At 65.4% G+C, this 23,608-nt stretch carries 18 protein-coding genes and 1 tRNA gene; 5 read left to right on the top strand and 14 right to left on the bottom strand.

What is annotated here, in order from left to right:
- Positions 1-58: 58 nt before the first annotated feature.
- The 5 genes from lon to DK26_RS18105 form a co-directional block, all read right to left on the bottom strand.
- Entirely contained in the window at positions 59-2,488 is a 2,430-nt protein-coding gene (lon, locus tag DK26_RS18125; protein ID WP_066475382.1) for an endopeptidase La, read from the bottom strand.
- A 354-nt stretch (positions 2,489-2,842) separates the two neighbouring features.
- Positions 2,843-4,111, bottom strand: coding sequence for an ATP-dependent Clp protease ATP-binding subunit ClpX (gene clpX, locus DK26_RS18120; protein WP_066475376.1), 1,269 nt, complete (start codon positions 4,109-4,111; stop codon positions 2,843-2,845).
- A 271-nt stretch (positions 4,112-4,382) separates the two neighbouring features.
- Entirely contained in the window at positions 4,383-5,003 is a 621-nt protein-coding gene (locus DK26_RS18115) for an ATP-dependent Clp protease proteolytic subunit (RefSeq protein WP_066475375.1), read from the bottom strand.
- A gap of 148 nt (positions 5,004-5,151) precedes the next feature.
- Positions 5,152-6,573, bottom strand: a complete 1,422-nt coding sequence (tig, locus tag DK26_RS18110; RefSeq protein ID WP_066475374.1) for a trigger factor — start codon at positions 6,571-6,573, stop codon at positions 5,152-5,154.
- An 85-nt stretch (positions 6,574-6,658) separates the two neighbouring features.
- A tRNA-Leu gene (locus DK26_RS18105) sits at positions 6,659-6,743 on the bottom strand.
- A gap of 168 nt (positions 6,744-6,911) precedes the next feature.
- Here DK26_RS18105 and DK26_RS18100 point away from each other — a divergent pair.
- The gene (locus DK26_RS18100; RefSeq protein ID WP_066475373.1) at positions 6,912-8,375 is read left to right on the top strand and encodes a multicopper oxidase family protein; all 1,464 of its coding nucleotides are present in this window, start codon (positions 6,912-6,914) and stop codon (positions 8,373-8,375) included.
- A gap of 24 nt (positions 8,376-8,399) precedes the next feature.
- Here the strand turns inward: DK26_RS18100 and ppx are convergent, their stop codons facing one another.
- Both ppx and DK26_RS18090 read right to left on the bottom strand, forming a co-directional pair.
- Complete coding sequence (gene ppx, locus DK26_RS18095) at positions 8,400-9,881, bottom strand: exopolyphosphatase (RefSeq protein ID WP_066475372.1); 1,482 nt, start codon at positions 9,879-9,881, stop codon at positions 8,400-8,402.
- A 16-nt stretch (positions 9,882-9,897) separates the two neighbouring features.
- Positions 9,898-12,114, bottom strand: a complete 2,217-nt coding sequence (locus DK26_RS18090) for an RNA degradosome polyphosphate kinase (protein ID WP_066475370.1) — start codon at positions 12,112-12,114, stop codon at positions 9,898-9,900.
- A 323-nt stretch (positions 12,115-12,437) separates the two neighbouring features.
- On the opposite strand from DK26_RS18090, the gene DK26_RS18085 reads away from it, so the two are divergent.
- Positions 12,438-13,676 carry an acyl-CoA desaturase gene (locus tag DK26_RS18085; protein WP_066475368.1) on the top strand — a complete coding sequence of 413 codons (1,239 nt, stop codon included), beginning with the start codon at positions 12,438-12,440 and terminating at the stop codon, positions 13,674-13,676.
- Between the two features lie 3 nt (positions 13,677-13,679).
- On the opposite strand, the gene DK26_RS18080 is transcribed toward DK26_RS18085, so the two are convergent.
- The 3 genes from DK26_RS18080 to DK26_RS18070 form a co-directional block, all read right to left on the bottom strand.
- Positions 13,680-14,378 (bottom strand): hypothetical protein, encoded by a 699-nt coding sequence (locus DK26_RS18080; protein ID WP_066475366.1) that lies wholly within the window; start codon positions 14,376-14,378, stop codon positions 13,680-13,682.
- Entirely contained in the window at positions 14,365-15,474 is a 1,110-nt protein-coding gene (locus DK26_RS18075; RefSeq protein WP_066475365.1) for an AI-2E family transporter, read from the bottom strand. Before DK26_RS18075 ends, DK26_RS18080 begins: the two co-directional genes overlap by 14 nt.
- Positions 15,475-15,559: 85 nt before the next feature.
- Positions 15,560-16,090 (bottom strand): CDP-alcohol phosphatidyltransferase family protein, encoded by a 531-nt coding sequence (locus DK26_RS18070; RefSeq protein ID WP_066475364.1) that lies wholly within the window; start codon positions 16,088-16,090, stop codon positions 15,560-15,562.
- Between the two features lie 157 nt (positions 16,091-16,247).
- Between DK26_RS18070 and purM the strand changes: the two genes are divergently transcribed.
- On the top strand, positions 16,248-17,318 hold the full coding sequence (purM, locus tag DK26_RS18065) for a phosphoribosylformylglycinamidine cyclo-ligase (RefSeq protein WP_066475604.1): 1,071 nt from the start codon (positions 16,248-16,250) through the stop codon (positions 17,316-17,318).
- A complete protein-coding gene (gene purN / locus DK26_RS18060; RefSeq protein WP_083533306.1) occupies positions 17,315-17,938 on the top strand; it encodes a phosphoribosylglycinamide formyltransferase in 624 nt (207 codons plus the stop codon). Before purM ends, purN begins: the two co-directional genes overlap by 4 nt.
- Before the next feature lie 125 nt (positions 17,939-18,063).
- Here the strand turns inward: purN and DK26_RS18055 are convergent, their stop codons facing one another.
- Positions 18,064-18,801: a YafY family protein gene (locus DK26_RS18055; RefSeq protein ID WP_066475362.1), complete on the bottom strand. Its 738-nt coding sequence runs from the start codon at positions 18,799-18,801 to the stop codon at positions 18,064-18,066.
- 131 nt (positions 18,802-18,932) lie between these two features.
- On the opposite strand from DK26_RS18055, the gene DK26_RS18050 reads away from it, so the two are divergent.
- A complete protein-coding gene (locus DK26_RS18050; RefSeq protein ID WP_066475361.1) occupies positions 18,933-19,652 on the top strand; it encodes a glutathione S-transferase family protein in 720 nt (239 codons plus the stop codon).
- Between the two features lie 24 nt (positions 19,653-19,676).
- On the opposite strand, the gene DK26_RS28605 is transcribed toward DK26_RS18050, so the two are convergent.
- The 3 genes from DK26_RS28605 to DK26_RS18040 all read right to left on the bottom strand — a co-directional run bounded on the left by DK26_RS28605 (position 19,677) and on the right by DK26_RS18040 (position 23,523).
- On the bottom strand, positions 19,677-20,906 hold the full coding sequence (locus DK26_RS28605) for a DUF2235 domain-containing protein (RefSeq protein WP_083533305.1): 1,230 nt from the start codon (positions 20,904-20,906) through the stop codon (positions 19,677-19,679).
- Between the two features lie 48 nt (positions 20,907-20,954).
- On the bottom strand, positions 20,955-21,266 hold the full coding sequence (locus DK26_RS18045; protein WP_157089700.1) for a hypothetical protein: 312 nt from the start codon (positions 21,264-21,266) through the stop codon (positions 20,955-20,957).
- A 169-nt stretch (positions 21,267-21,435) separates the two neighbouring features.
- On the bottom strand, positions 21,436-23,523 hold the full coding sequence (locus DK26_RS18040) for a molybdopterin oxidoreductase family protein (RefSeq protein ID WP_066475357.1): 2,088 nt from the start codon (positions 23,521-23,523) through the stop codon (positions 21,436-21,438).
- Positions 23,524-23,608: the final 85 nt, after the last annotated feature.

The following is a 23,608-nucleotide window of genomic DNA, read 5'->3' as shown; positions in this document are numbered from 1 at the left end:
GCAACGAAAAAGCCGCCGGCTCGCGCCGGCGGCTCCTTTGCTTGCGATGCTTCCCGCCTCAGTGGGCGACCAGCCCTGCCGCGGCGTCGTCCTCGGAGGACTTCGGCGTCGTCGCCTTCAGGTCCTCTTCCCAGACGATCGGCGCCGGCTGACGCACCAGCGCGTGCTGGAGCACCTGGTCCATGCGCGAGACCGGAACGATCTCGAGCCCGCTCTTCACCGACTGCGGGAGATCGACGAGATCCTTGGCATTGTCCTCGGGGATCAGCACCTTCTTGATGCCGCCGCGCAGGGCGGCGAGCAGCTTCTCCTTCAAGCCACCGATCGGCAGCACCCTGCCCCGCAGCGTGACCTCGCCGGTCATGGCGACGTCGCGACGCACCGGGATACCGGTCATGATCGAGACGATCGCCGTGGCCATGCCGATGCCAGCGGACGGACCGTCCTTCGGGGTCGCGCCCTCAGGCAGGTGGACGTGGATGTCGCGCCGGTCGAAGAGCGGCGGCTCGATGCCGAAATCGATGGCGCGGGAGCGGACATAAGACGCCGCCGCCGAGATCGATTCCTTCATCACGTCGCGCAGGTTGCCGGTGACGGTCATCTTGCCCTTGCCGGGCATCATCACGCCTTCGATCGTCAGCATCTCGCCGCCGACCTCGGTCCAGGCCAGACCGGTGACGACACCGACCTGATCCTCGGTTTCCGCCATGCCATAGCGATAGCGCGGCGGGCCGAGATAGTCCTCCAGCACCGCAGGGGTGACCGCGACCTTCTTCTTCTTCGACAGCACGATCTCCTTCACCGCCTTGCGGACGGTGTTGGCGATCTCGCGCTCGAGGTTACGCACGCCGGCCTCGCGGGTGTAGCGGCGGACCAGCGTCGTCAAGGCCTCGTCGTCGATCGACCACTCCTTGGATTCGAGGCCGTGCTTCTTGATCGCACCCGGGATCAGGTGGCGACGCGCGATCTCGGCCTTCTCGTCCTCGGTGTAGCCGGCGATGCGGATCACCTCCATCCGGTCCAGCAGGGCCGGCGGGATGTTCAGCGTGTTCGCCGTGGTCACGAACATCACGTTCGACAGGTCGTAGTCGACCTCGAGGTAATGGTCGTTGAAGGTCGAGTTCTGCTCGGGATCGAGCACCTCGAGCAGGGCCGCCGACGGATCGCCGCGGAAGTCCTGGCCCATCTTGTCGATCTCGTCGAGCAGGATGAGCGGATTCGAGGTCTTGGCCTTCTTCATCGACTGGATGATCTTGCCGGGCATCGAGCCGATATAGGTGCGGCGGTGACCGCGGATTTCGGCCTCGTCACGCACGCCGCCGAGCGACATGCGCACGAACTCGCGGCCGGTCGCCTTGGCGATCGACTTGCCGAGCGAGGTCTTGCCGACGCCCGGAGGGCCGACGAGGCACAGGATCGGGCCAGCGAGCTTGTTGGCGCGCTGCTGCACGGCGAGGTACTCGACGATCCGGTCCTTGACCTTGTCGAGCCCGAAGTGATCGTCGTCCAGAACCTGCTGAGCGGAGGCGAGGTCCTTCTTGATCTTCGAGCGCTTCTGCCAGGGGATGCCCAGCAGCCAGTCGAGATAGTTGCGCACGACCGTCGCCTCGGCGGACATCGGCGACATCTGGCGCAGCTTCTTGACCTCGGCCAGCGCCTTGTCGCGCGCTTCCTTGGTCAGCTTGGTCTTGGCGATGCGCTCTTCCAGCTCGGCGAGCTCGTCGCGGCCTTCCTCGCCGTCGCCGAGTTCCTTCTGGATCGCTTTCATCTGCTCGTTGAGATAGTACTCGCGCTGGGTCTTCTCCATCTGGCGCTTGACGCGCGAACGGATGCGCTTCTCGACCTGGAGAACCGACATCTCGCTTTCCATCAGCGAGAGCACCTTCTCGAGCCGGTGGGCGACGTTCATCACCTCCAGCACCGCCTGGCGGTCGGCGATCTTGACGGCCAGATGCGAAGCGACGGTGTCGGCGAGCTTGGCCGGCTCGTCGATCTGCGACACCGCGGCGACGATCTCGGGCGAGATCTTCTTGTTGAGCTTCACATAGCTCTCGAACTCGCTGACGACCGAACGGCCAAGCGCCTCGACCTCGACCTTCTTGCCGGGCTCTTCTTCGAGCGCGACCGCTTCGGCCTGGTAGAAACTGTCATCGGCACTGTAGCTCAGCGCCTTGGCGCGGCCGACGCCCTCGACCAGCACCTTGACGGTGGAGTCGGGGAGCTTCAGCAGCTGCAGCACGCGGGCGAGCGTGCCGATCTCATAGATATCCTTGGTCTCCGGATCATCGTCCCCAGCGTTCTTCTGGGTGGCGAGCAGGATCAGTCCGTCGTTCTTGACCACCTCTTCGAGCGCGCGAATGGACTTCTCGCGGCCGACGAAGAGCGGCACGATCATGTGCGGGAAAACGACGATGTCGCGCAGGGGCAGAACCGGATAGGTGCCGGTGGTGCCGGGGACGAGCGGAGCGCGGGGCGTCGAGCCTGTCATGTCTTGTCCTTCAAGTTTTCGCCCGACCGACCCCCTGTTGGGCGACCGAACCGGACGTTCCGCGCCGGCGCGACCATTCGCGCCAACCGCCCCTGCGACTCACGCCCTCAACAGGCACGCTGCATCGCAGGTGATGTTAAAGTGGATGCTTCCCGGCCAGCTTTCAAGCGATCCGCCGGCGCAGTCCACCGCAGCTTCCACTGCATGCCTGGACACGAAGGCGCGACCCCGCCAGATGGCGGAAGCCTTCTCCCGCAGTCGTGACCACAAGCTCCACAAAGCAAAACGCGCGCCATGAGGCGCGCGTCTGAAAGTGGGACAGCTTAGTGCCGGATCAGGCCGAAGCGGACTTGTTCAGGCCGAAGCCGACTTGGCCTCTTCTTCCCTGTCCGAGTAGATGAACAGCGGGCGCGACTTGGTCTCGACCGCCTCGGGGCCGATGACGACCTGCTCGACGCCTTCCAGCCCCGGCAGCTCGTACATGGTCTCGAGCAGGATGCCTTCCATGATCGAGCGCAGGCCACGGGCGCCGGTCTTGCGCTCGATCGCCTTGCGGGCAATCAGGCTGACTGCCTCGTCGGTGAAGGTCAGCTCGGTGTCCTCCATCTCGAACAGGCGCTGGTACTGCTTGACCAGCGCGTTCTTCGGCTCGGTCAGGATGGTCTTGAGCGCGGCCTCGTCGAGATCCTCGAGCGTCGCCAGCACCGGCAGACGGCCGACGAACTCCGGAATCAGGCCGAACTTCAGCAGGTCCTCGGGCTCGACCTCGCGGAAGATCGCGCCGGTGCGGCGGTCGTCAGGGGCCTTCACGGTCGCGCCGAAGCCGATCGAGGTGCCCTTGCCGCGGCCCGAGATGATCTTGTCCAGCCCGGCGAAGGCGCCGCCGCAGATGAACAGGATGTTGGTGGTGTCGACCTGCAGGAACTCCTGCTGCGGATGCTTGCGCCCGCCCTGCGGCGGCACGGAGGCGACGGTGCCTTCCATGATCTTGAGCAGCGCCTGCTGGACGCCCTCGCCCGAAACATCGCGGGTGATCGAGGGATTGTCCGACTTGCGGCTGATCTTGTCGATCTCGTCGATGTAGACGATGCCGCGCTGAGCCCGCTCGACATTGTAGTCGGAGGCCTGGAGCAGCTTCAGGATGATGTTCTCGACATCCTCGCCGACATAGCCGGCCTCGGTCAGCGTCGTCGCATCCGCCATTGTGAAGGGCACGTCGAGGATGCGGGCGAGCGTCTGCGCGAGCAGCGTCTTGCCCGAGCCGGTCGGCCCGATCAGCAGGATGTTGGACTTCGCCAGCTCGACGTCGTTGTGCTTCGTCGCGTGCGAGAGCCGCTTGTAATGGTTGTGGACAGCGACCGAGAGGACCTTCTTCGCGTGGTCCTGGCCGATGACGTAGTCGTCGAGAACCTTGCGGATCTCCTTCGGGGTCGGCACGCCGTCCTTGGACTTCACCAGCGCGGACTTGGACTCCTCGCGGATGATGTCCATGCAGAGCTCGACGCATTCATCGCAGATGAACACCGTCGGCCCCGCGATCAGCTTGCGGACCTCATGCTGGCTCTTGCCGCAGAAGGAGCAGTAGAGCGTGCTCTTGGAATCGCCGCCGCTGGCCTTACTCATTGTCGATCTCCATCTCGGAAGACGAAGCCAGCCACCCGATAAAGGCGGGCTGATGTCGTCTCTCCGTCATAGTAGGCGCTCAGATCACGATTATTGGGTTAACGCATCGCTGTGGCGCAGACGCCGACGAAACTGACCCAAAACCGGACCGCTCGAGCGCCTTACGCGCCCTTCCGATTCCCTCATGCAAACATGAGGCCTAGTGATAGGCAATATGGGCCCTCCTGCCCGGCACGCCAAGCCTTCGCCGCGCAGGAGGATCCCAGGTCGATCAAGCGGCCTCTTCGGCCCGCTTGTCGATGACCTTATCGATCAGGCCGAAGTCGCGGGCCTGCTCGGAGGTCATGAAATTGTCGCGCTCCAGCGCCCCCTCGATATCCTCGTAGGAACGGCCGGTGTGCTTGACGTAGATCTCGTTCAGGCGCCGCTTCAGACTCTCGACCTCGCGGGCGTGGATCAGGATGTCGGTGACCTGGCCCTGGAAGCCGCCCGAAGGCTGATGAACCATGATGCGCGCGTTCGGCAGGGCAAAGCGCATGTCCTTGGCGCCGGCGGTGAGCAGCAGCGAGCCCATCGAGGCGGCCTGGCCGACGCAGAGTGTCGTCACCGGGCAGCGGATGAACTGCATGGTATCGTAGATCGACAGGCCCGAGGTCACCACGCCGCCGGGCGAGTTGATGTAGAAGGAGATTTCCTTCTTCGGGTTCTCGGCCTCGAGGAAGAGCAGCTGCGCCACGATCAGTGACGCCGAGTAGTCCTCGACCGGGCCGGTCAGGAAGATGATCCGCTCGCGCAGCAGGCGCGAATAGATGTCGAAGGCGCGTTCACCGCGGCTCGACTGCTCGACCACCATCGGGACGAGATTGTTGTAGGTCTCGATTGGATCGCGCATCGCAGCCAGTCCTTGAGGTGCAGGGGGCGGGAATCAGCCGGTATCGGCGAAGGCCCCACATAAGCATGCCGGTCCCGCCTGAAAAGGGAAGCGCCGCCCGGCCGAAGCCGGGCGGCGCAAAATCAATAACCTTGACGCCGAAGCGGGCTCAGGCCGAGGCCTCGTCGCTGGCGGCAGCCTTCTTGGCCTTCTTGGCCTTGGCCGGCTTGGCCTTCGCCTCGCCTTCCGCCTCGTCGTCGGCATAGAGCTCCTCGCGGGAGACGCTCTTGTCCTCGACCTTCACCTGGCCGAGCAGGTGGTCGACGACCTTCTCCTCGAAGATCGGAGCGCGGATCTCGGCGAGCGCCTGCGGGTTCTTGCGATAGAACTCCCAGACTTCCTTCTCCTGGCCCGGGAACTGGCGGGCACGCTCGATCAGGGCCTGCGTCACCTCGTCGTCGGCGATCTGAATCTTGGCCTGCTCGCCGATCTCGGCCAGCACGAGACCCAGGCGCACGCGGCGCTCGGCGATCTTGCGGTACTCCGCGCGGGCCTCTTCCTCGGTGGTGTTCTCGTCGGCGAAGCTCTTCTTCGCCTCCTTCATGTCGGCCTCGACCTGGCTCCAGACGCTGCCGAACTCTTGGTCGACCAGGGTCGGGGGCAGCTCGAAGGAGTACTTGGTGTCGAGCGCATCGAGCAGGCTCTTCTTCAGCTTGCGGCGCGACTGGGCGCCGAGCTCGCGGCCGAGCTGCTCGCGGATCGCGGCCTTCAGCGCATCGAGCGACTCCATGCCGAAGCCCTTGGCGAGCTCGTCGTCGATCGTCAGTTCGCCCGGGGCCTGCACGTCGTCGACAGTGACGGCGAACTCGGCCGGCTTACCGGCGAGGTGGGTCGCGGTGTAGTTTTCGGGGAAGGTCACCGCGACGGTGCGCTGCTCGCCCTTCTTGGCGCCCTGGAGCTGGTCCTCGAAGCCCGGGATGAACTGGCCGGAGCCGAGGTCGAGCGGGATGCCGGTGCCGGTGCCGCCGTCGAAGGGCTGGCCTTCGAGCGTGCCGGTGAAGGAGATCAGCAGGCGATCGCCCTTCTCCGCCACGGCGTCGTCGCCCTTGCTGGCGAAGGGACGGTTCTGGCCGGCCATGCGCTCGAGAGCGGCGTCGACATCGGCCTCGGGGGTCTCGGTGACCGGCTTGACCAGCGAGACGTCCGACAGGTCGGCGAGCTCGATCTTCGGCAGCACCTCGAGGGCGACCGTGAAGGCGAGATCGCCCTTGGCCTCCATCGCGGCCTCGATCTCGTCCTTGTTCTCGGGGAACTTGATCTGCGGCTCGAAGGCGAGCTTCAGGCCGTTATCGGCGACAATCTTCTGGTTGGCCTCGTTGACGGCGTTCTGGACGACGTCGGCCATGACCGAACGGCCATAGAGACGGCGCAGATGGCCGACAGGGACCTTGCCGGGGCGGAAGCCGTTGATCTTGGCCTTGCCCTGCAGGTTCTGCAGTTCGTCATCGAGCCTCGTCTTCAGGTCGGCGGCGTTCAGCACCACCTGAAATTCGCGCTTGAGGCCCTGGGACAGGGTTTCGGTCACGTTCATCGTTCTGATCCGCCAACAGCTCGTTACTTCAATGTCCAAAGCGCGACGCCGGATGACCGCCGCCGCGCTCGCGAAATTCGCATCCTGGTGCGGGCGAAGGGACTCGAACCCCCACGACTTGCGTCGGCGGAACCTAAATCCGCTGCGTCTACCAGTTCCGCCACGCCCGCCAACTGATTACGCCGCGTGCGAGCAAACGCAGCGCCGCCATCGTTGGGCGCCGGTGCTATACGCATTTGCGACAAAGGATGCAGCAAAAAAATGCGACGTTTCTGCGAAGGAGCCTGTCAGGCGCCTACTCTCGCCAGCGGCGACGCCCCACGCTATGTCGCTTGGTCATGAAAACCGATCTTCCCGCGACCGGCCCGCAGGCCGGACCGAATCGCCGCCAGGCGCTCGCCGGCATCGCAGGAATCGCCGCACTGGGTGCCGCAGCGCCGCTGTGTGCTCAGGCGCCGGCGTCCGGCCAAGCTAGCGAACCCGCGCCCGCCACGGCAGCGCGCGAGCTGATCGCTGCACCCGCCAAGACGCGCCTACGGCCGGCACCGGCGACGGAAAGCGAGGTATGGGCCTTTGACGGCAGCAGCCCCGGACCGACCTTGCGCATGAAGCTCGGCGAGACGCTGCGGCTCAACCTGCACAACCGCACGGAAAAGCCGCTCTCGCTGCACTGGCACGGTCTGCGGCATGACCAGACGATGGACGGCGTCGGTGGCTTCAGCCAGGAGGCGATCGCGCCGGGGGACCGTTTCGAGTACCGGCTGACGCCGCGTGATTCCGGCAGCTACCTCTATCGGCCGCTCCTGCTCGGCGGCTCGTCCGAGCCGGCCGGGCGCGGACTCTGTGGACTCCTCGTCGTGGAGGAGAAAGAACCGCCGGCAGTCGATCTCGATCTACCGGTGCTGGTCGGCGACTGGCTGCTCGGCGACGACCACAAGCTCCTGCCCTTCCCCGCGACCGGTCAGGAGGGTGCCGCGGCCGGCCGGCTCGGGAGCTGGCTCACTGTCAACGGCAAGCCCCCTCCGGAACGGGTCGGACTGCCGCCGGGCGCACGCGTGCGCCTGCGCCTCGCCAATGCCTGCAATGCCCGAATCATGCGCCTGCGCTTCGACGGGCTGAAAGCCTTCGTCGTCGCGGTCGACGGTCAGCCGACCGAGACCTTCGAGCCGGTGCGCGCGCAGCTGCCCTTCGCGCCCGGCACACGCTACGACGTGATCTTCGACATGCCGGAGGAGATCGGCGCGAGCGCAAGCGTCGCAGCGTTGATCGGCCCCGGCATGCCCTTGGTTCGCTTCGTCAGCGAGGCCGCCAAGCCCGGGACGAAAGGTGTTGCCACCGGCCCGGTCGCGGCCTTGCCGCCGAATCCGACGCTGCCGGCCGCCGTCAAGCTGCAGAGCGCCAGCCGGGCGGAGATCACCGTCGAAGGCGGCGCCAAGATCGACGCCGACAACAAGCTGAACCTTTCGGGTGTCGACCAGACCCGGCCATGGCGCCTCAACGGCGGCACGGGCGATCCGCAGGGCAAGCCGCTGCTCAGCGTCCGGCGCGGCACGCCGGTGGTGATCGGCATCACCAACAAGACCGATTTCCTGCAGCCCTTCCATGTCCACGGCCACAGCTTCCGGCTGCTGCACCCGCTCGACGATGGCTGGGAACCCTATTTCCTGGACACGGTGCAGATTCCCGAAGGCAAGCGCCTGCACATCGCCTTCATCGCCGACAATCCCGGCCGCTGGATGATTTCCTCGACGGTGCTGGAGCGCTTCGACCTCGGTCTCTGGACCTGGTTCGAGGTGCTCTGAGAGCGTGGGCCGGGAGCTCGCGCCTCAGCGAATCTCGACCTCGCGGCCGAGCAGGCGGGCGAGCTGCTTCAGCCGCCCCGTGACGCGTTGGCTGGCCAGCGAGCGGAATTCCGGCGGCAGGGTCAGGATCAGGCGACGGTCGTCGCAGGCCAACGTCGTCTGCGACAGGATTCCGGGCATACCGGCCGACATCAGATAGGCGACGCGGAAGATCGCCGCGACCACATGCGCACGTTCCAGCACGCGCGGCGTCAGCAGCCGCCGAAGGCCTTCCGCAGCCGGAGCAGCGCCTTTCAGCCCGGCATAGCGATAGAAGGCCGTCAGGGACAGGAAGGCGCGGCCGGCATGGTCGACGCCGCTGAACGGCGCATGGGCGATGACGTTGAGAGTCTGCTCGCCGCGGTAGTCGGGATGGGCCCGCCAGCCGATATCGGAGAGCAGGCACGCGGCGATCTGCAGGCGCTTCAAGGCCGGATCGTCGTTCGGATAGGCACTGTCGAGCAGCCGCTCGGCCCAGGGAAGCAGATCCGCGGCATGGCGCGGATCGCGGGCGCGCAGCTGGTTGTAGTCCTGGGCACCGCGCAGCAGCGCGTCGGCATCCCGCTCCGTCGGCGCGAGCTGCTCGTGCATCAGCCCCTCGCGGACACCGTGCGCCGAGATCACGACCTGACGCGGGCGGCCACGTTTGATCAGTTGGTCGAGCACCAGCGCGCCATAGGCGAGCAGCGGCCGGCGGGCGGAGGAGATCGCCTCGATTGATTCCAGCATCGTAGCATCGGCACGCTCGACCAGCCGGACGAACTCGCTCGCCTCGCGAGCCGGCACCGTGTAGCCGTGCATGACGTTGAGCGGATAGCCCGACTGGCGCTGATGCAGCGTCGCCAGCGCGCGCCAAGTGCCGCCGACGGCGAAGAAGTCGCGGCCACGCATCGCGGCGAGCTGAGGGTGATTGTCGAGATCGTCCCGAACGATCTTCTCGGCCGTCTTGATCGAGTTCTTCGAGCGGTCCATCAGCGCGAGGCCGCCGAGCGCCAGGCTGACGCCCTCCCCGACCCTGCTGCCGTCGACGGCCGCCAGCTCCAGCGAGCCGCCGCCGAGGTCTCCGACCACGCCGTTCGGCCGGTCGAAGCCGGAGATGACGCCGAGCGCCGAGAGATAGGCCTCGCGATCGCCGGAGATCAGCTCGATCGGCTGGCCGACCGCCGCCTCGGCGCGGGCGATGAAATCCGGGCCGTTCGAGGCATAGCGCGCCGCGGCCGTGGCGATGACGCGCAATTGCGCGACATGCATCGCCTCGCAGAGGATGCGGAAACGAACGAGCGCCGCCAGCGCCTTCTCGACGGCGTCGGCGGCGAGCATGCCGGTCGTCGCGACCTGGCGACCGAGGCCCGCCATCTCCTTCTCGTTGAAGACCTGCCCCGGCGCGCGGGACAGATTCTCATAGACGACAAGGCGGACCGAATTCGAACCGATATCGATGATCGCGACGGTGTCACCCAGGCTCAAACGCCCTTGCGCCTGCTCAGGCCTTCTTGCCGGAACGGCGGGAAAGGCTGCGAGGACTTGAACTGGAGAGTGATTTTCCACGACCGGACAGGCTCGGATTCGTCATGAAGTACTTATGGGCGTTGAACGACTCTTCGGCCGACGGCGGGACAATGCGTCGCGAGCCGCCATCGGGCAAGATGGTCCAGCTCTGTTCGTTGTCGAGAAAATTGGCCAGCATGATCTGTTCCAGCAGTTGCTGGTGCACGGTTGGGTTGAGGATCGGCGTCAGCGCCTCCACACGGCGGTCCAGGTTGCGCGGCATCAGATCGGCCGAGGAGATGTAGAGCTTCGCCTTGGGCGAAGGCATGCCGTGCCCGGCACCGAAGGCATAGACGCGGGTGTGCTCGAGGAAGCGCCCGACGATCGACTTGACCCGGATATTGTCGGAAAGGCCTGGGACACCGGGTCGCAGGCAGCAGATGCCGCGAACGACGAAATCGATCTGCACGCCGGCCTGACTCGCATCATAGAGCGCGTCGATGATCTCGGGGTCGACCAGCGAGTTGCACTTGCCCCAGATCGCGCCCTTGCGGCCGGCCTTCACATGCTCGATCTCCTCCGCGATGTCGTCGAGCAGGCGCTTCTTCAGGTTGACCGGCGAGACCGCCATGCGCTCGAGCTCGGCCGGCTCGGCATAGCCGGTGATGAAGTTGAAGATCCGCGCCACGTCCTGCGCCATCACCGGATCGGCGGTGAAGAAGGAGACGTCGGTGTAGATGCGCGCCGTGATCGGGTGATAGTTGCCGGTCGCGATGTGGCAATAGGTCACGAGCTGGCCCGCCTCGCGGCGGACCACCATCGAGAGCTTGGCGTGCGTCTTGAGCTCGATGAAGCCGTAGACCACCTGCACGCCGGCGCGCTCGAGATCCTTGGCCCAGCGGATATTGGCTTCCTCGTCGAAGCGGGCCTTGAGCTCGACCAGCGCCGTCACGGACTTGCCGGCCTCGGCAGCCTCGGCCAACGCCTGGACGATCGGCGAGTTCGAGGATGTCCGGTAGAGCGTCTGCTTGATCGCGACGACATTGGGATCGCGCGCCGCCTGCTGCAGGAACTGCACGACGACGTCGAAGCTCTCATAGGGATGGTGGACGATCAGGTCCTTCTGGCGGATCGCGGCGAAGCAGTCGCCGCCATGCTCGCGGATCCGCTCGGGAAAGCGGGCATTGTAGGGCTTGAACTTCAGGTCCGGCCGGTCGACCCCGACGAGCTGCGAAAGCTCGTTCAGCCCGATCATGCCGTCGACGATCACGATCTCGTCAGGATCGACCTTAAGCTCGCGCACGATCAGCTGGCGCAGATGATCCGGCGTGTCAGCATGCAGCTCGAGGCGGATGACGACGCCGCGGCGGCGCTGCTTCAGCATGGTTTCGAAGACGCGGACCAGATCCTCCGCCTCCTCCTCGATGTCGAGATCGGAGTCGCGGATGATGCGGAAGGAGCCGGTGCCCTTGATCTCGTAGCCGGGGAAGAGCTTGCCGATGAACAGCGAGACCAGGTCCTCGAGCATGATGAAGCGCTGCACGCCGTCGCGGGCGAGATCGGGCACCTCGATGAAGCGGTCGATCTTGCCGGGGACGCGGATCAGCGCGTCGAGTGCGCGCCCGTCGCTGATGCGCTCCAGGGCGAGCGCCAGGCTGAAGCCGAGATTGGGGATGAACGGGAAGGGATGTGCCGGATCGATCGCCAGCGGCGTCAGCACCGGGAAGACATAGTGCAGGAAGCGGTCTTCAAGCCAGACGCGCTCCTGCGGGCCGATATCTGCCGCCTTGAGCAGGATGATCCGGTTGTCCTGCAGGTCCTGCCTGAGCTCGACCCAGCGCGTCTGCTGATCGCGGGTCAGGTCGGACACCGCCGCCCCCAACGCGACGAGCTGCTCGGCGGGGCTCAGGCCGTCCTGGCTCGGCGTCACCACGCCGGCCTTGAGCTGCTCGCGCAGGCCCGAGACCCGGACCATGAAGAACTCGTCAAGGTTGTTCGCCGAGATCGAGAGGAAGCGCAGCTGCTCCAGCAGCGGGTGGTTGCGATTGGAGGCCTCCTCCATCACCCGGCGGTTGAACTGCAGCCATGACAATTCGCGATTCATGAAGCGCTGCGGCGACTGGCGCAGCTCATGGTCGACGGTGAGCACCGTGATCTCCGGTGCCGGCGTCGCCGCCCTCGAAGCCGCCGCTTCAGCCAGATCCTGGTTCATTCGTCTCGCCTTCGCCGCTGCCGCTCGTGTCACTGCCGATCCTGTAGCTGTCGTCTGTGTCGGTTTGCCGTCGGCCGACCATCGGCCCACTCACTCTCAAGGCATCCTAGCGTAACGCTTCGATGACATTCGAGGTCCAGCGCCATGAGCAATCCTCGCGGCGGGCGTATTCTACCTCTCGTCCCATGACGGCTGCGCATGCCGTGCGTCCCGCTGCCGCAATTGTCGCCAGAAGGGCTCGGGAACCTTGCGCTCAAACCCGCTCTCCTGTTTGGTCGCATGCGAATCCCGCATGCCGCGCCAGACATTTCCAGAGAACGATCTTGTCAGAACTCTCTTCAGCCCACGACCATGACGACATCGTCTACCCCTCGGCCGTGCCGTTCGTCCTGGCGCATCTGGCCTGCTTCGGCGCGCTGTGGAGCGGCGTCACCGCGACCTCGCTCTGGCTCTGCTTCGGACTCTACTGGCTGCGCATGTTCGCAGTGACCGGCGGCTATCACCGCTATTTCTCGCATCGGACCTACAAGACCAGCCGGGTCGGCCAGTTCGTCCTCGCCTTCCTCGCCCAGTCGACGGCGCAGAAAAGCGTGATCTGGTGGGCCTCGAAGCACCGGCACCACCACCGCTTCTCCGACACCGAGCACGATGTGCACTCGCCGGTGCAGAGCTCGTTCTTCTATTCGCATGTCGGCTGGATCTTCAGCCGCCAGCATCACGAGTTCGACGCTTCGACGGTCACCGACCTGACCCGCTTTCCCGAGCTTCGGCTGCTGCATCGCTTCGAGCTCGCGCCGGCGATCCTGCTCGCCCTCGCCTGCTTCGCCATCGATGGCTGGTCCGGCCTGTTCGTCGGCTTCTTCATCTCGACCGTGCTGGTCTATCACGGCACCTTCTGCATCAACTCGCTCGCCCATGTGCACGGCGACAAGGACTACGTCACCGGCGACGAGAGCCGGAACAACTGGTGGCTGGCGATCATCACCATGGGCGAAGGCTGGCACAACAACCACCACGCCTATCAGTACAGCGTGCGCCAGGGCTTTCGCTGGTGGCAATGGGACCCGACCTATTACCTGATCCTCGGTCTGTCGAAGCTGCGCCTCGTCTGGGACCTGAAGGCGCCGCCGCAGGCCGTGATCGACCGCTCGCAGGCGCTGCCGCCGCGCGTCATCGAACGCTCGGCCGAGCGCCTCGCCGCCTCCGTCCCGGTCGACCGGATCGTCCAGAGCCTGCGCGATGCCTATGCCAACGCGCCCGGCCTGCCCGAGATGCATCTGCCAGCCCTGCCGACGCTGACCTTGCCGGAGCTGCGTGAAGCGCTCGCCACGATGCAGAGCCGCGCCGGCGAGCGCCTGCAAGCCATACAGCTCCAGGCCCATGAGGCGCTGGCGCAATGGCACCTGCCGACGCTACCGACCCGCGAGGAGCTGACGGAAAAGGCGGCGGCGATGTTCGTCAAGACACCGTCGCTCGACGCCATCGCGGCGCGCGCGCACGACATGCTGCTCGAGGCCATCCACGCCCGGCTGGTGGCGGCGCCGGCAACCGCCAAGACCTGAGGTCTATTCGGCGTCGAACAGGCTGGCCGCGACTTCGTTCGCCATGGCGCGGGTGACGCGCCGGCCGCGCTCGAGCGAAAGCCGGTCGATCGCGTCGACGAGGACGCGCGCCGCGGCGAAGGAGCGTTCCATGCGCAACGCCAGCGCCTCGATCGTGCCGGTGTCGACGATCAACTGCCTGTCGACGAAGAGCTTGACCAGCAGCGCCCGCAGCAGCGCATCGTCTGGGGGCGCAATCTCGGCGGCGGGTGCTAGCCGCAGACGCGAGAGCAGATCCGGCACGCTCAGCCCCCATTGATCCGGCGGCGTCCGCGCCGTCAGCAGGGCGAAGCCGCCGCGCGCCTTGATGGCGTTGAGCAGGTGGAACAGCGCCCGCTCGTCGAGCCGGCCGGCATCGCAATCCTCGATGACCAGCGCCCCGCCGGAGGCGAGATGCGGCACCTTGCCCTCGTCGATCTCGCTGGCCTGCAGCGTCCAGGCATGGGCGCGCGCCGCCCAGATCGCGGCGAGATGCGTCTTGCCAGAGCCTTCGGGCCCGACGAGGCGCAGCCAGGCATCCGGCCAGGCCGGCCAGCTCTCGACCAGCGCATAGGCCTGCTCGTTGGAGGGGCCGACGAGAAAATCCTCGACGCCATGGCGGCTGTCGACCGGCAGGTCGAAAGCGAGCTGGCGCGGCCGGCGCGGCGGCTCAGTTCCCGGCATGATTGTCCGAACCGGTGGCGACCGCCTTCGTAGCCGGGCGGCCGCGATAAAGATCGCTGGCGAGATATTGGCGCAGCGCAAAGCGCATCAGCACGCCGATGACGGCCGCCAGCGGCACCGCCAGCAGCAAGCCGACGAAGCCGAACAGCGAGCCGAAGGCGAGCAGCGCGAACATCAGCCAGACCGGATGGACGCCGATGGAGTCGCCGACGAGCTTCGGCTGCAGGATATTGCCCTCGAAGAACTGGCCGGCCGCGAACACGGCGAGCGTCGCCAGCGGCATCGTCCAGTCCGGCCAGAACTGCACGGTCGCGACACCGACGGAAAGCACCAGCCCGGTCAGCGAGCCGACATAGGGGATGAAGGAGAGGAAGCCGGAGATGATGCCGATCAACGCGCCGAAATTGACGCCGAGCAGCGAAAGCCCGATCGCGTAGAACAGGCCGAGCAGCAGGCAGACCAGGGCCTGCCCGCGCAGGAAGCCGGCGATCGCGGTGTCCATCTCGTGCAGCAGGCCGCGGATGGTCTCGCGATGCTCGCGCGGCAGCCAGCCATCGACGGTCTCGACCATGCGGTCCCAGTCGGCCAGCAGATAGAAGGCGATGACCGGCGTCAGCACCAGCAGCGAAAAGACGCCTATGATCGCGGTCCCGCCCGACCAGAGCGATTGCAGGAGTCCGCCGACCCATTTCGTCGCCTCGCCGACGAAATTGCCGAGCTGGCTCTGAGCGTCCTCGGCGAGCTTGGCGCCGCCGAAGCGCTCGATCAGAGGCGCGCCGCGCTCCATGACCAGCGCCTGCAGCTTAGCGGCAACCTCGGGCAGGCGCGCCACGAGGCCCGCGAGTTGCTGACTCAGGAGCGGCAGCAGCAGGACGAGCGCCAGCACGAAGAGCAGCAAGAAAACGCAGAGGATGACGATGGTCGCGGTCAGGCGGCGCATGCCGAGCCGCTCCAGCCTGTCGGCGAGCGGATCCAGCAGATAGGCCAGTGCCAGCGCAGCGATGAAGGGCAGCAGCACGTCGCGCAGCAGCAATAGCGCCAACACGAAAACCGCAAGTGTGAGGGCCCAGAAGGCGAATTGACGCTGAAGACTCATCCGCTGTCCTGAACTCGCCGTTACGCAGGGCCCGGAGCCGGGCGGGCGCCCTAGAGAATAGGAGCGTGCCGGCCGGGTTCCAAGCTCAGGCCGCCATATGGCGCAGCCAGAAGGCGAGGTAGGCCGCCATCGAACCGACCGTCAAGAGCGCCACGGCGAGCTGCGCGACCGGGATTGCCGGGCCGAGATCGAGCCCGAAGGCGCGCGAGCCCAGCATCAGCGCGGCGAAGATGAGCTGCGCCGCCGTGTTGAGCTTGCTGACGGCGAAGGGCGCGATCTCCAGCGGCTTCTCCATCAGCCAGGACAGGATCACTGCCGTGACGATCATGATGTCGCGCGAGACGACCAGGATGACGAGCCAGGCCGGGATGGCCCCGACCATGGCCAGGGTGATGTAGATCGAGACGATCAGCGCCTTGTCGGCGAGCGGGTCGAGATAGGCGCCGAGCTCGCTTCCCATGTCGAAGCGCTTGGCGATGAAGCCGTCGATCGCGTCGGAAATCCCGGCCGCGACGAAGAGCAGGAAGGCGGCCAGCCAGCGTTCGTTGATGATCATCACGATCACCAGGGGGACGAGGATCAGACGGCCGATTGTGATCAGGTTCGGAAGCGTCATCGCCGGGATCGTGGCCAGGATTCGTCGCGAGAACTACGACTGAAGGCTAATGCATGTGCTGGACAACTGCGAAACGCTTTCGCGGAAGGGCCGTTGCCGGCTTGCCAGCGGGGCCGCCCTTGCCTATCGCTCCCCGCACAGCAAGGAGCGCGGTTTCATGACCAAGACAGGCGGCAACGGGCTGACCTATGCGCAGGCGGGCGTCGACATCGATGCCGGCAATGCCATGGTCGATGCGATCAAGCCTCTGGTGCGTTCGACCCGGCGACCGGGCGCGGATGCCGAGATCGGCGGGTTCGGCGGCCTGTTCGACCTGAAGGCGGCGGGCTTCAGCGACCCGATCCTGGTCGCCGCCAATGACGGCGTCGGCACCAAGGTGAAGATCGCCATCGAGAGCGGCCGGCATTCGACCATCGGCATCGACCTCGTCGCGATGTGCGTCAACGACCTCGTCGTGCAGGGCGCCGAGCCGCTGCTGTTCCTCGACTACTATGCCACCGGCAAGCTCGACCCGCAGGCCGGCGTCGAGATCGTGCGCGGAATCGCCGAAGGCTGCCGCCAGGCCGGCTGCGCCCTGATCGGCGGCGAGACCGCCGAAATGCCGGGCATGTATGCCGACAAGGATTACGACCTCGCCGGCTTTGCCGTCGGCGCCGCCGAGCGCGGCTCGCTGCTGCCGCGCGCCGATCTGGTCGCGGGCGACGTGGTGCTCGGCCTGCCCTCCTCCGGCGTCCATTCCAACGGCTATTCGCTGGTCCGGCGCATCGTCGCGCTCTCCGGCCTCGCCTGGGAGGCGCCCGCCCCCTTCGCCCTTGAACAGAGCCTCGCCGAGGCGCTGCTGACGCCGACGCGGATCTATGTGAAGCCGCTGCTGCAGGCGCTGAAGGCGGCGCCCAGCATCAAGGCGCTGGCGCACATCACAGGCGGCGGCTTCCCCGACAACATCCCGCGCGTCCTGCCCGACGATCTCGGCGTCTCGCTCGATCTTTCCGCGATCCCGGTGCCGCCGGTCTTCGGCTGGCTCGCCAAGGTCGGCGGCGTCGCCGAGCGCGAGATGCTGCGCACCTTCAACTGCGGCATCGGCATGATCGTGGTCGCTTCGGCGGCCGAGGTCGATGCAGTCGTCGCCGCGCTGTGCGAGGCCGGTGAAGCGCCGGTCCGGCTCGGCGAGGTCACGCCGGCCGGCAGCGAGGGCCAGGTCGTCTATCGCGGGAAGCTTAGCCTGTGAGCACGACGCCGCGGCGGGTCCGCACCGCGATCCTGATCTCGGGCCGCGGCTCGAACATGGTCGCCCTCATCGAGGCGGCGCAGGCCGCCGATTTCCCGGCCGAGATCGTGCTGGTCGCCGCCAACCTGCCGGAGGCTGGCGGGCTTGAGCGGGCGAGCCAGGCGGGCATCGCCACTGCATCCGTCGACCACCGCCCGTTCGGCAAGGACCGCGAGGCCTTCGAACGCAAGCTCGACGAGGTCTTGCGCGTCAATCAGATCGAGCTCGTCGCGCTCGCCGGTTTCATGCGGGTGCTGACGCCCTGGTTCGTGACACGCTGGCAGGGCCGGCTGGTCAACATCCACCCTTCCCTGCTGCCGGATTTCCGCGGCACGCACACCCATGCCCGAGCCCTCGAAGCGGGCGTCAGCGAGCACGGCTGCACAGTCCACTTCGTCGTGCCGGAGCTCGACGCCGGCCCGACCATCCTCCAGGCGAAGGTGCCGGTGCTGCCCGGCGACGACGAGGCGAGCCTGTCGGCCCGCGTGCTGGAGCAGGAGCACATCCTCTACCCGCAGGCGTTGGCGCTCGTGGCGTCGGGAGCTGCCAGGCTAGAAGACGGAGCGGCGCTCGGGGACTAGCCAGCCGTTACTCTCGGGCGAAGCGTAGCGCAGATCCGAGAATCTCAAGACGAGATCGCACCGGCCAGAGCCCCCTTCGGCCCGAGATGCTCGGGTCGAGCCCGAGCATGACGCGCTCCTCGCGGCTACTGAACGCTCGCCGCCAACGCCGCCTGCTGCTCCAGCGCCCGCCGGGCCGCGACCTCCTGCTCCTCCTTCTGCCAGCGGCGGAAGAGGTCGGCACGACGCGCCGGATAGCGTTCCTCGCGCGCCGTCAGCTCGGCGATGCGGTCGGTGCGGAAATGGCGGAAGGCCTGCCGGAGCTCGCACCAGGCGATGACCATGCGTACGCGCTCGAAGAAGGTCAGGCCGATCGGCCAGATCACCCGGCTCGAGGATTTCCCGGCCTCGTCGCGATAGCTGATCTCGAGCTTGCGGCCATTGCGGATCGCAGCGCGCACCGCCGCGACGTCGACCTGGTCGACCACCATGTCCTTGCAATAGGCCGGTGCGAACAGCGCGCCATCGAGCAGGATCGGCCGCAAATGCGCCGGCAGAACGGCCGCGACCTTGGAGACGACATCCTCGGCGGCGCGAGCCAGCGTCGGGTCGGCGCGCTCGGAGAGCCAGCGCATACCGACCAGCACGGCCTCGATCTCGTCTGGCGAGAACATCAGCGGCGGCAGGTCGAAGCCGGCATCGAGGACATAGCCGATGCCGGCCTCGCCGCGCACCGGCACGCCCTGCCGCAGCAGCGCGGCGATATCGCGATAGACGGTGCGCACGGAGACATCGAGCTCGGAGGCGAGCGTCTCGGCGGTGACGGGGCGGCGGCGACGGCGCAGCCCCTGGATCAGATCGAGCAAACGTTCAGCGCGTTGCATGACGGGGCTTCCGCTCCGGGAAAGATGGGTTAGCGTCACTCTGCCGCAGACGCCCTGACAATCATTGTCAGGAGCGTGGCAGCAGAAAGGCAGCCGGCCAGCCGATCCATGCGCCGTTTCGAGGAGGATTCATGTTGGAACTGCATGTTTTCGGCCCTGGCTTCGGCCTGCCCGATCCAAGCCCGTTCTGCACCAAGGCCATCATCCTGATGGAAATGTCGGGACTGCCCTATCGCCGGGTCCGCGGTAATCTGCGCAAGGCGCCGAAAGGCAAATTCCCGGTTCTGGTCGACGCCGGCGAAATCGTACCGGACACGACCTTCATCCGCCTGCATCTCGAACGCAAGCATGGCGTCGACTTCGACAAGGGACTGAGCGCCGAGCAGCGCGGCCTCGCCTGGACGGTCGACAAGATGCTGGAGGACCACCTCTACTGGCACATCGTCCAGGAACGCTGGCTCGACGCCGCCAATTTCGACCGCGGGCCGCGCCATTTCTTCAACGCCGTGCCGGCGCCGCTACGTCCGTTGGTCATCGCCATGGTCAAACGCGAGGTCCGCCGCAACCTTCATGGTCACGGCCTTGGCCGGCACAGCGACGCCGAGCGGCTGGTCCTGGCACAGCGCGCGCTCGCTTCGCTCTCCGGGCTGCTCGGCGACAAGGGCTATCTGACCGGCCCGGAGCCGTGCGGCGGCGACGCGACGCTCGGCGCCTTCATGATCAGCGGCCTGTGCGAGACCTTCGAGTCGCCACTGCGCGGCGCGCTCGTCGAGCACGCCAACCTCGTCGCCTATGCCGGCCGGATACGCGAGCGCTACTTCAAGGCCGACGCAGAGAGCGCGCAGGCCTGAGGAACTAGCTATAGCAAGAACCGGTTACTTTGCAGCCGCGATGCCACAAAATTTATTCATCGAGTCATCATCGTAAAAAGTTGTCAAAAAGCACTCGTTTCTAGAGATATCCGCCATGTTCTTTGGCATATAAAGCCTTTTTCTATTCTTGTATATAATAGATTTTCCATATATTTTAAACACAAATGGATGAACTGTATTGTAAAATCCGCTTACGTCATTCTCAAAATCTTTCATGAGATTTTTGTTTGTAAAACCTATTTCTCTGTATTTATAAATGTTGCCGACCATTTTCTCTCTAATAAAATAAGGAATACTTGATTCATCATTGATAACATATGAAAAATTCTTATCAATTGTTTCATTTTTTATATTTTTGATGTAATCATCATAGAATTGTAATTTCAGTCCATACTGCATCATCTTATCAATCATAGTCAAAAGCGACAAATTTGACAAAAAACTATCTGGATAACCGCCACCAACATCGGTGTGAACGCCAGGCATCCATATCTGCTCAACAGTCTGCTCAAAATCGCCAGGCGCCCAGCTCCTTTTGTTCCAAAGGACAGGACGAAACACTGGCCGCGTTTCATCTATAGACAAGAGATGGACAGCCACCTTGACACCGCGCGCTGGTGCTAGGTTCCCAACCCTAAAATCCCTAACCATCGACCTTTCAGGATTACTTCCTCCAGGAACAGCATCGAACAGTCCAAGAAATTCGATATGAACGTTGTCGTGCAGGATGTCCGCAAGGCGCACATTCTGCAGAATCTTGACCTTCCCCCGATACTTGTCTTCAGCCCACGCCTCGAACGTAACCGGCGGCCCTGCGGTCGATGACGTCAGCTCGTAATATTCCCACGCATACTCGAGCAGATCGATGTGATCCGGGCGAAGAAGGCCAAATTCTCCAATGAAACTTGACAGAATCCGAGCAGCGACCGCCCCTCTGGAAAATCCAAACAAGTAAATCTTGTCGCCCCGATAATAATTCGAAGCTATATTGACATAGGCATCCTTGACTAGATCGACGATGCCATAACCATAAAGCTGAGACTCCAATCGATCCTTTGTGAGCGACGTCCCCACGCCGGGGTAATAGATCACCACCTGATCGTCGAACCGGTGCGTTCTATCGTTCCAGCACCGCTCGCGAAGTGCAAGATTTAGCCTGTAGATGTTTGAATATATCTTCTCGACTCTCGCGTTGCGCGAGGTTCCGTCGATCATCGAAATAATATGTTTCATAGGGGCGCCCCAGCCGGCGCCCCTATTGTTATCGCAATGAAGAAAAACTCAAGGCCGCTGCAGCTTGCAGCGGTCGATGAACTCATAGCCCTTGGCGCGGGCGGAATCGTTGAAGTAGCCGGTCTCGCGGAAGGCCTGGATCTCGTCCTTGGTCATGGAGTTGACCGTGCCCTTGGCGTAGCAGCTGCAGGGCGAGTGCACCGCCTCGCGCGTGGTGTTCATCAGGCGCGACTGCGTGACCAGGCAAGCATCGAAGGCGCGCAGCTGGATCATGTAGGGGGTCAGATTCTTGGCGGTCGGGTCCGGCGGCGGCAAGGCGCTGGTGCCGGCGGCGGCGAGCGCCCCCTGCGAAGCCAGCATGGACAAACCCACGGCCCAGAAGGCCGCACCAACCCGCCGCGTGATCATTGTCGATACCGTTCCGTCTTCGCGGCGCAGCCCGAGCGAAACCCCGAATCCGCTCTCGAATGACCCGCCTGCGTAGCGGAGGATGGTCCACAGCGTCGGCGAAAAATCAATGACGCAAAGGTCACACCTTGCGAATCCAGACCCTGTTGTCGTGGAAGGCGGCGCCGCCGAAAGGCGCGATCGAGTCCGCCCCGGTCAGGGTGTTGATGCCGCGCCCGCCGCGATGGGCGCTGTTCGGCCAGATCGACTCGGCGATGACGACGCCGCGCACCAGCCCGTCAAATGGCACAGCGTCGAGATGCACCTCGCCACGCCGGTTGCCGACCAGGATCGCGTCGCCCTGGGCGATACCCAGCTTCGCCGCGTCGTCCGGATGCAGCATCAGGGTCGGCCCCCCCTCCTTCTTGCGCGCCGTCGGCGTCTCGGTGAAGGACGAGTTCAGGAAATTGCGGGCCGGGCTGGTGGCTAGCCGGAACGGGTGTTCGGCATCGGCCGTCTCGATCACGTTCCAGTGGTCGGGCATGGCCGGGATCGCGGCATGCGGGCCGGCGAGGCCAGCGTTGCTGTTGGGAACCTTGCTCCAGTCCGGCTTGAAGCGGAAGCGACCACCCGGCCAGCCGAAGCCCTTGAGATAATGCGCCGTCTCAAAATCCGGCTGGATGTCGTGGAATTCGCTGGCGATCAGCTCCTCCAGCGTGCCGCGCCCGGTCTGCTGCAAGGTCCAGTCGACGAGCTCGCGTGGGCTCATCCCGAAACCGCGATGCTCGGCGCCGAGGCGCTGGGCCAGGGCACAGATCACCTCATGGTTCGAGCGGCACTCGCCCGGCGGATCGATCAGCTTGCCGCCCCACATGATGTGCTGGTGCCCGCCGCCCTGATAGAGGTCGTCATGTTCCATGAACTGCGTCGCCGGCAGCACGATGTCTGCCATGGCGGCGGTCTCGGTCATGAACTGCTCATGCACGACGGTGAAGAGGTCATCGCGGGCGAAGCCGCGCTTGACCAGTTCCTGCTCGGGCGCGACCGAGACCGGGTTGGTGTTCTGGATGAACAGCGCCCTCACCGGCCCGCCCTGCCGCAAGGCCTCGGCGTCACCGGTCAGGATGCGGCCGATCTGCGACTGGTCGAGCTGACGGACCTTCGGATCGGCCTTGTCGAGCCCCTCGATCAGGCCCTTGCGCCATTTGTAGACGCCGCTGTTGGAATGGAAGGCGCCGCCACCCTCATGCTGCCAGGCCCCGGTAACCGTCGGCACGCAGAGGGCCGCATGCATGTTGACGGCGCCGTTGCGTTGGCGCGCAAAGCCGTAGCCGAGCCGGAAGTAGCTGCGCTTGCGGGTACCGACGAGCTCTGCGAAGGCCTCGATCTCTTCGACCGAAAGGCCGGTGATCGCCGCGGCCCATTCGGGCGTCCGCGTCGCCAGATGGGCCTCCAGCTCCTCGGTGCCGTCGGCGAAGCGGGCGAGGTAATTGCGGTCCGCGAGGCCGTCACGGAACAGGACATGCATGACGGCGCAGGCGAGCGCGCCGTCGGTGCCGGGCCGCAGGACGAGGCCGAGATCGGCCTGGTCGATCGTGGCGTTGCGGTAGATGTCGATCGCCACGATCTTGGCGCCGCGCTCCTTACGCGCCTTGACCGCGTGGTGCATGACGTTGACCTGGGTGTGCACCGGATTGGTGCCCCAGATCACGACGCAGTCGGACTTCGCCATCTCGCGTGGATCGGCCCCGGCGAGCCGCCCGGTGCCGGCGATATAGCCGGTCCAGGCCGAAGTCGTGCAGATCGTCGAGAACTGGCCGGAATAGCGCTTGGCATGGCGCAGGCGGTTGATGCCGTCGCGCATCACCAGCCCCATCGTGCCGGCATAGTAATAGGGCCAGATCGTCTCGGCGCCGAACTGCGCCTCCAGCGCAAGGAAGCGCTCGGCGACCTCGTCCAGCGCCTCGTCCCAGGAGATGCGCTCGAAGGCACCCGAGCCCTTCGGGCCGACGCGGCGCAATGGATACAGCAGGCGGTCGGGATGGTGGATGCGCTCGGCGTAGCGCGCGACCTTCGCGCAGATAACGCCATCGGTGTAGGTCTGGCGCTTGCTTCCCCGGACCCTGCCAATGCTGCGGCCGTCGATGACCTCGACCTCCAGCGAACAGGCCGAAGGACAATCATGCGGACAGACGGAAGGCAGGCGCTCGACACGGGGAAGTGCTGTCATGCCTCCTTCCTAGAACAGGTCCAGGCTCTACGGAAGGTCGTTGCCACCAATGCCGACAGCGCGTCAGCACACGGCCGGATTCGCG

Origin of the sequence: Allobosea sp. WAO (assembly GCF_001509835.1) — a bacterium.
Classification (GTDB): domain Bacteria; phylum Pseudomonadota; class Alphaproteobacteria; order Rhizobiales; family Beijerinckiaceae; genus Allobosea.
The sequence above is the reverse complement of the archived record's forward strand: the minus strand, read 5'-3'. Positions and strand labels throughout refer to the sequence as shown.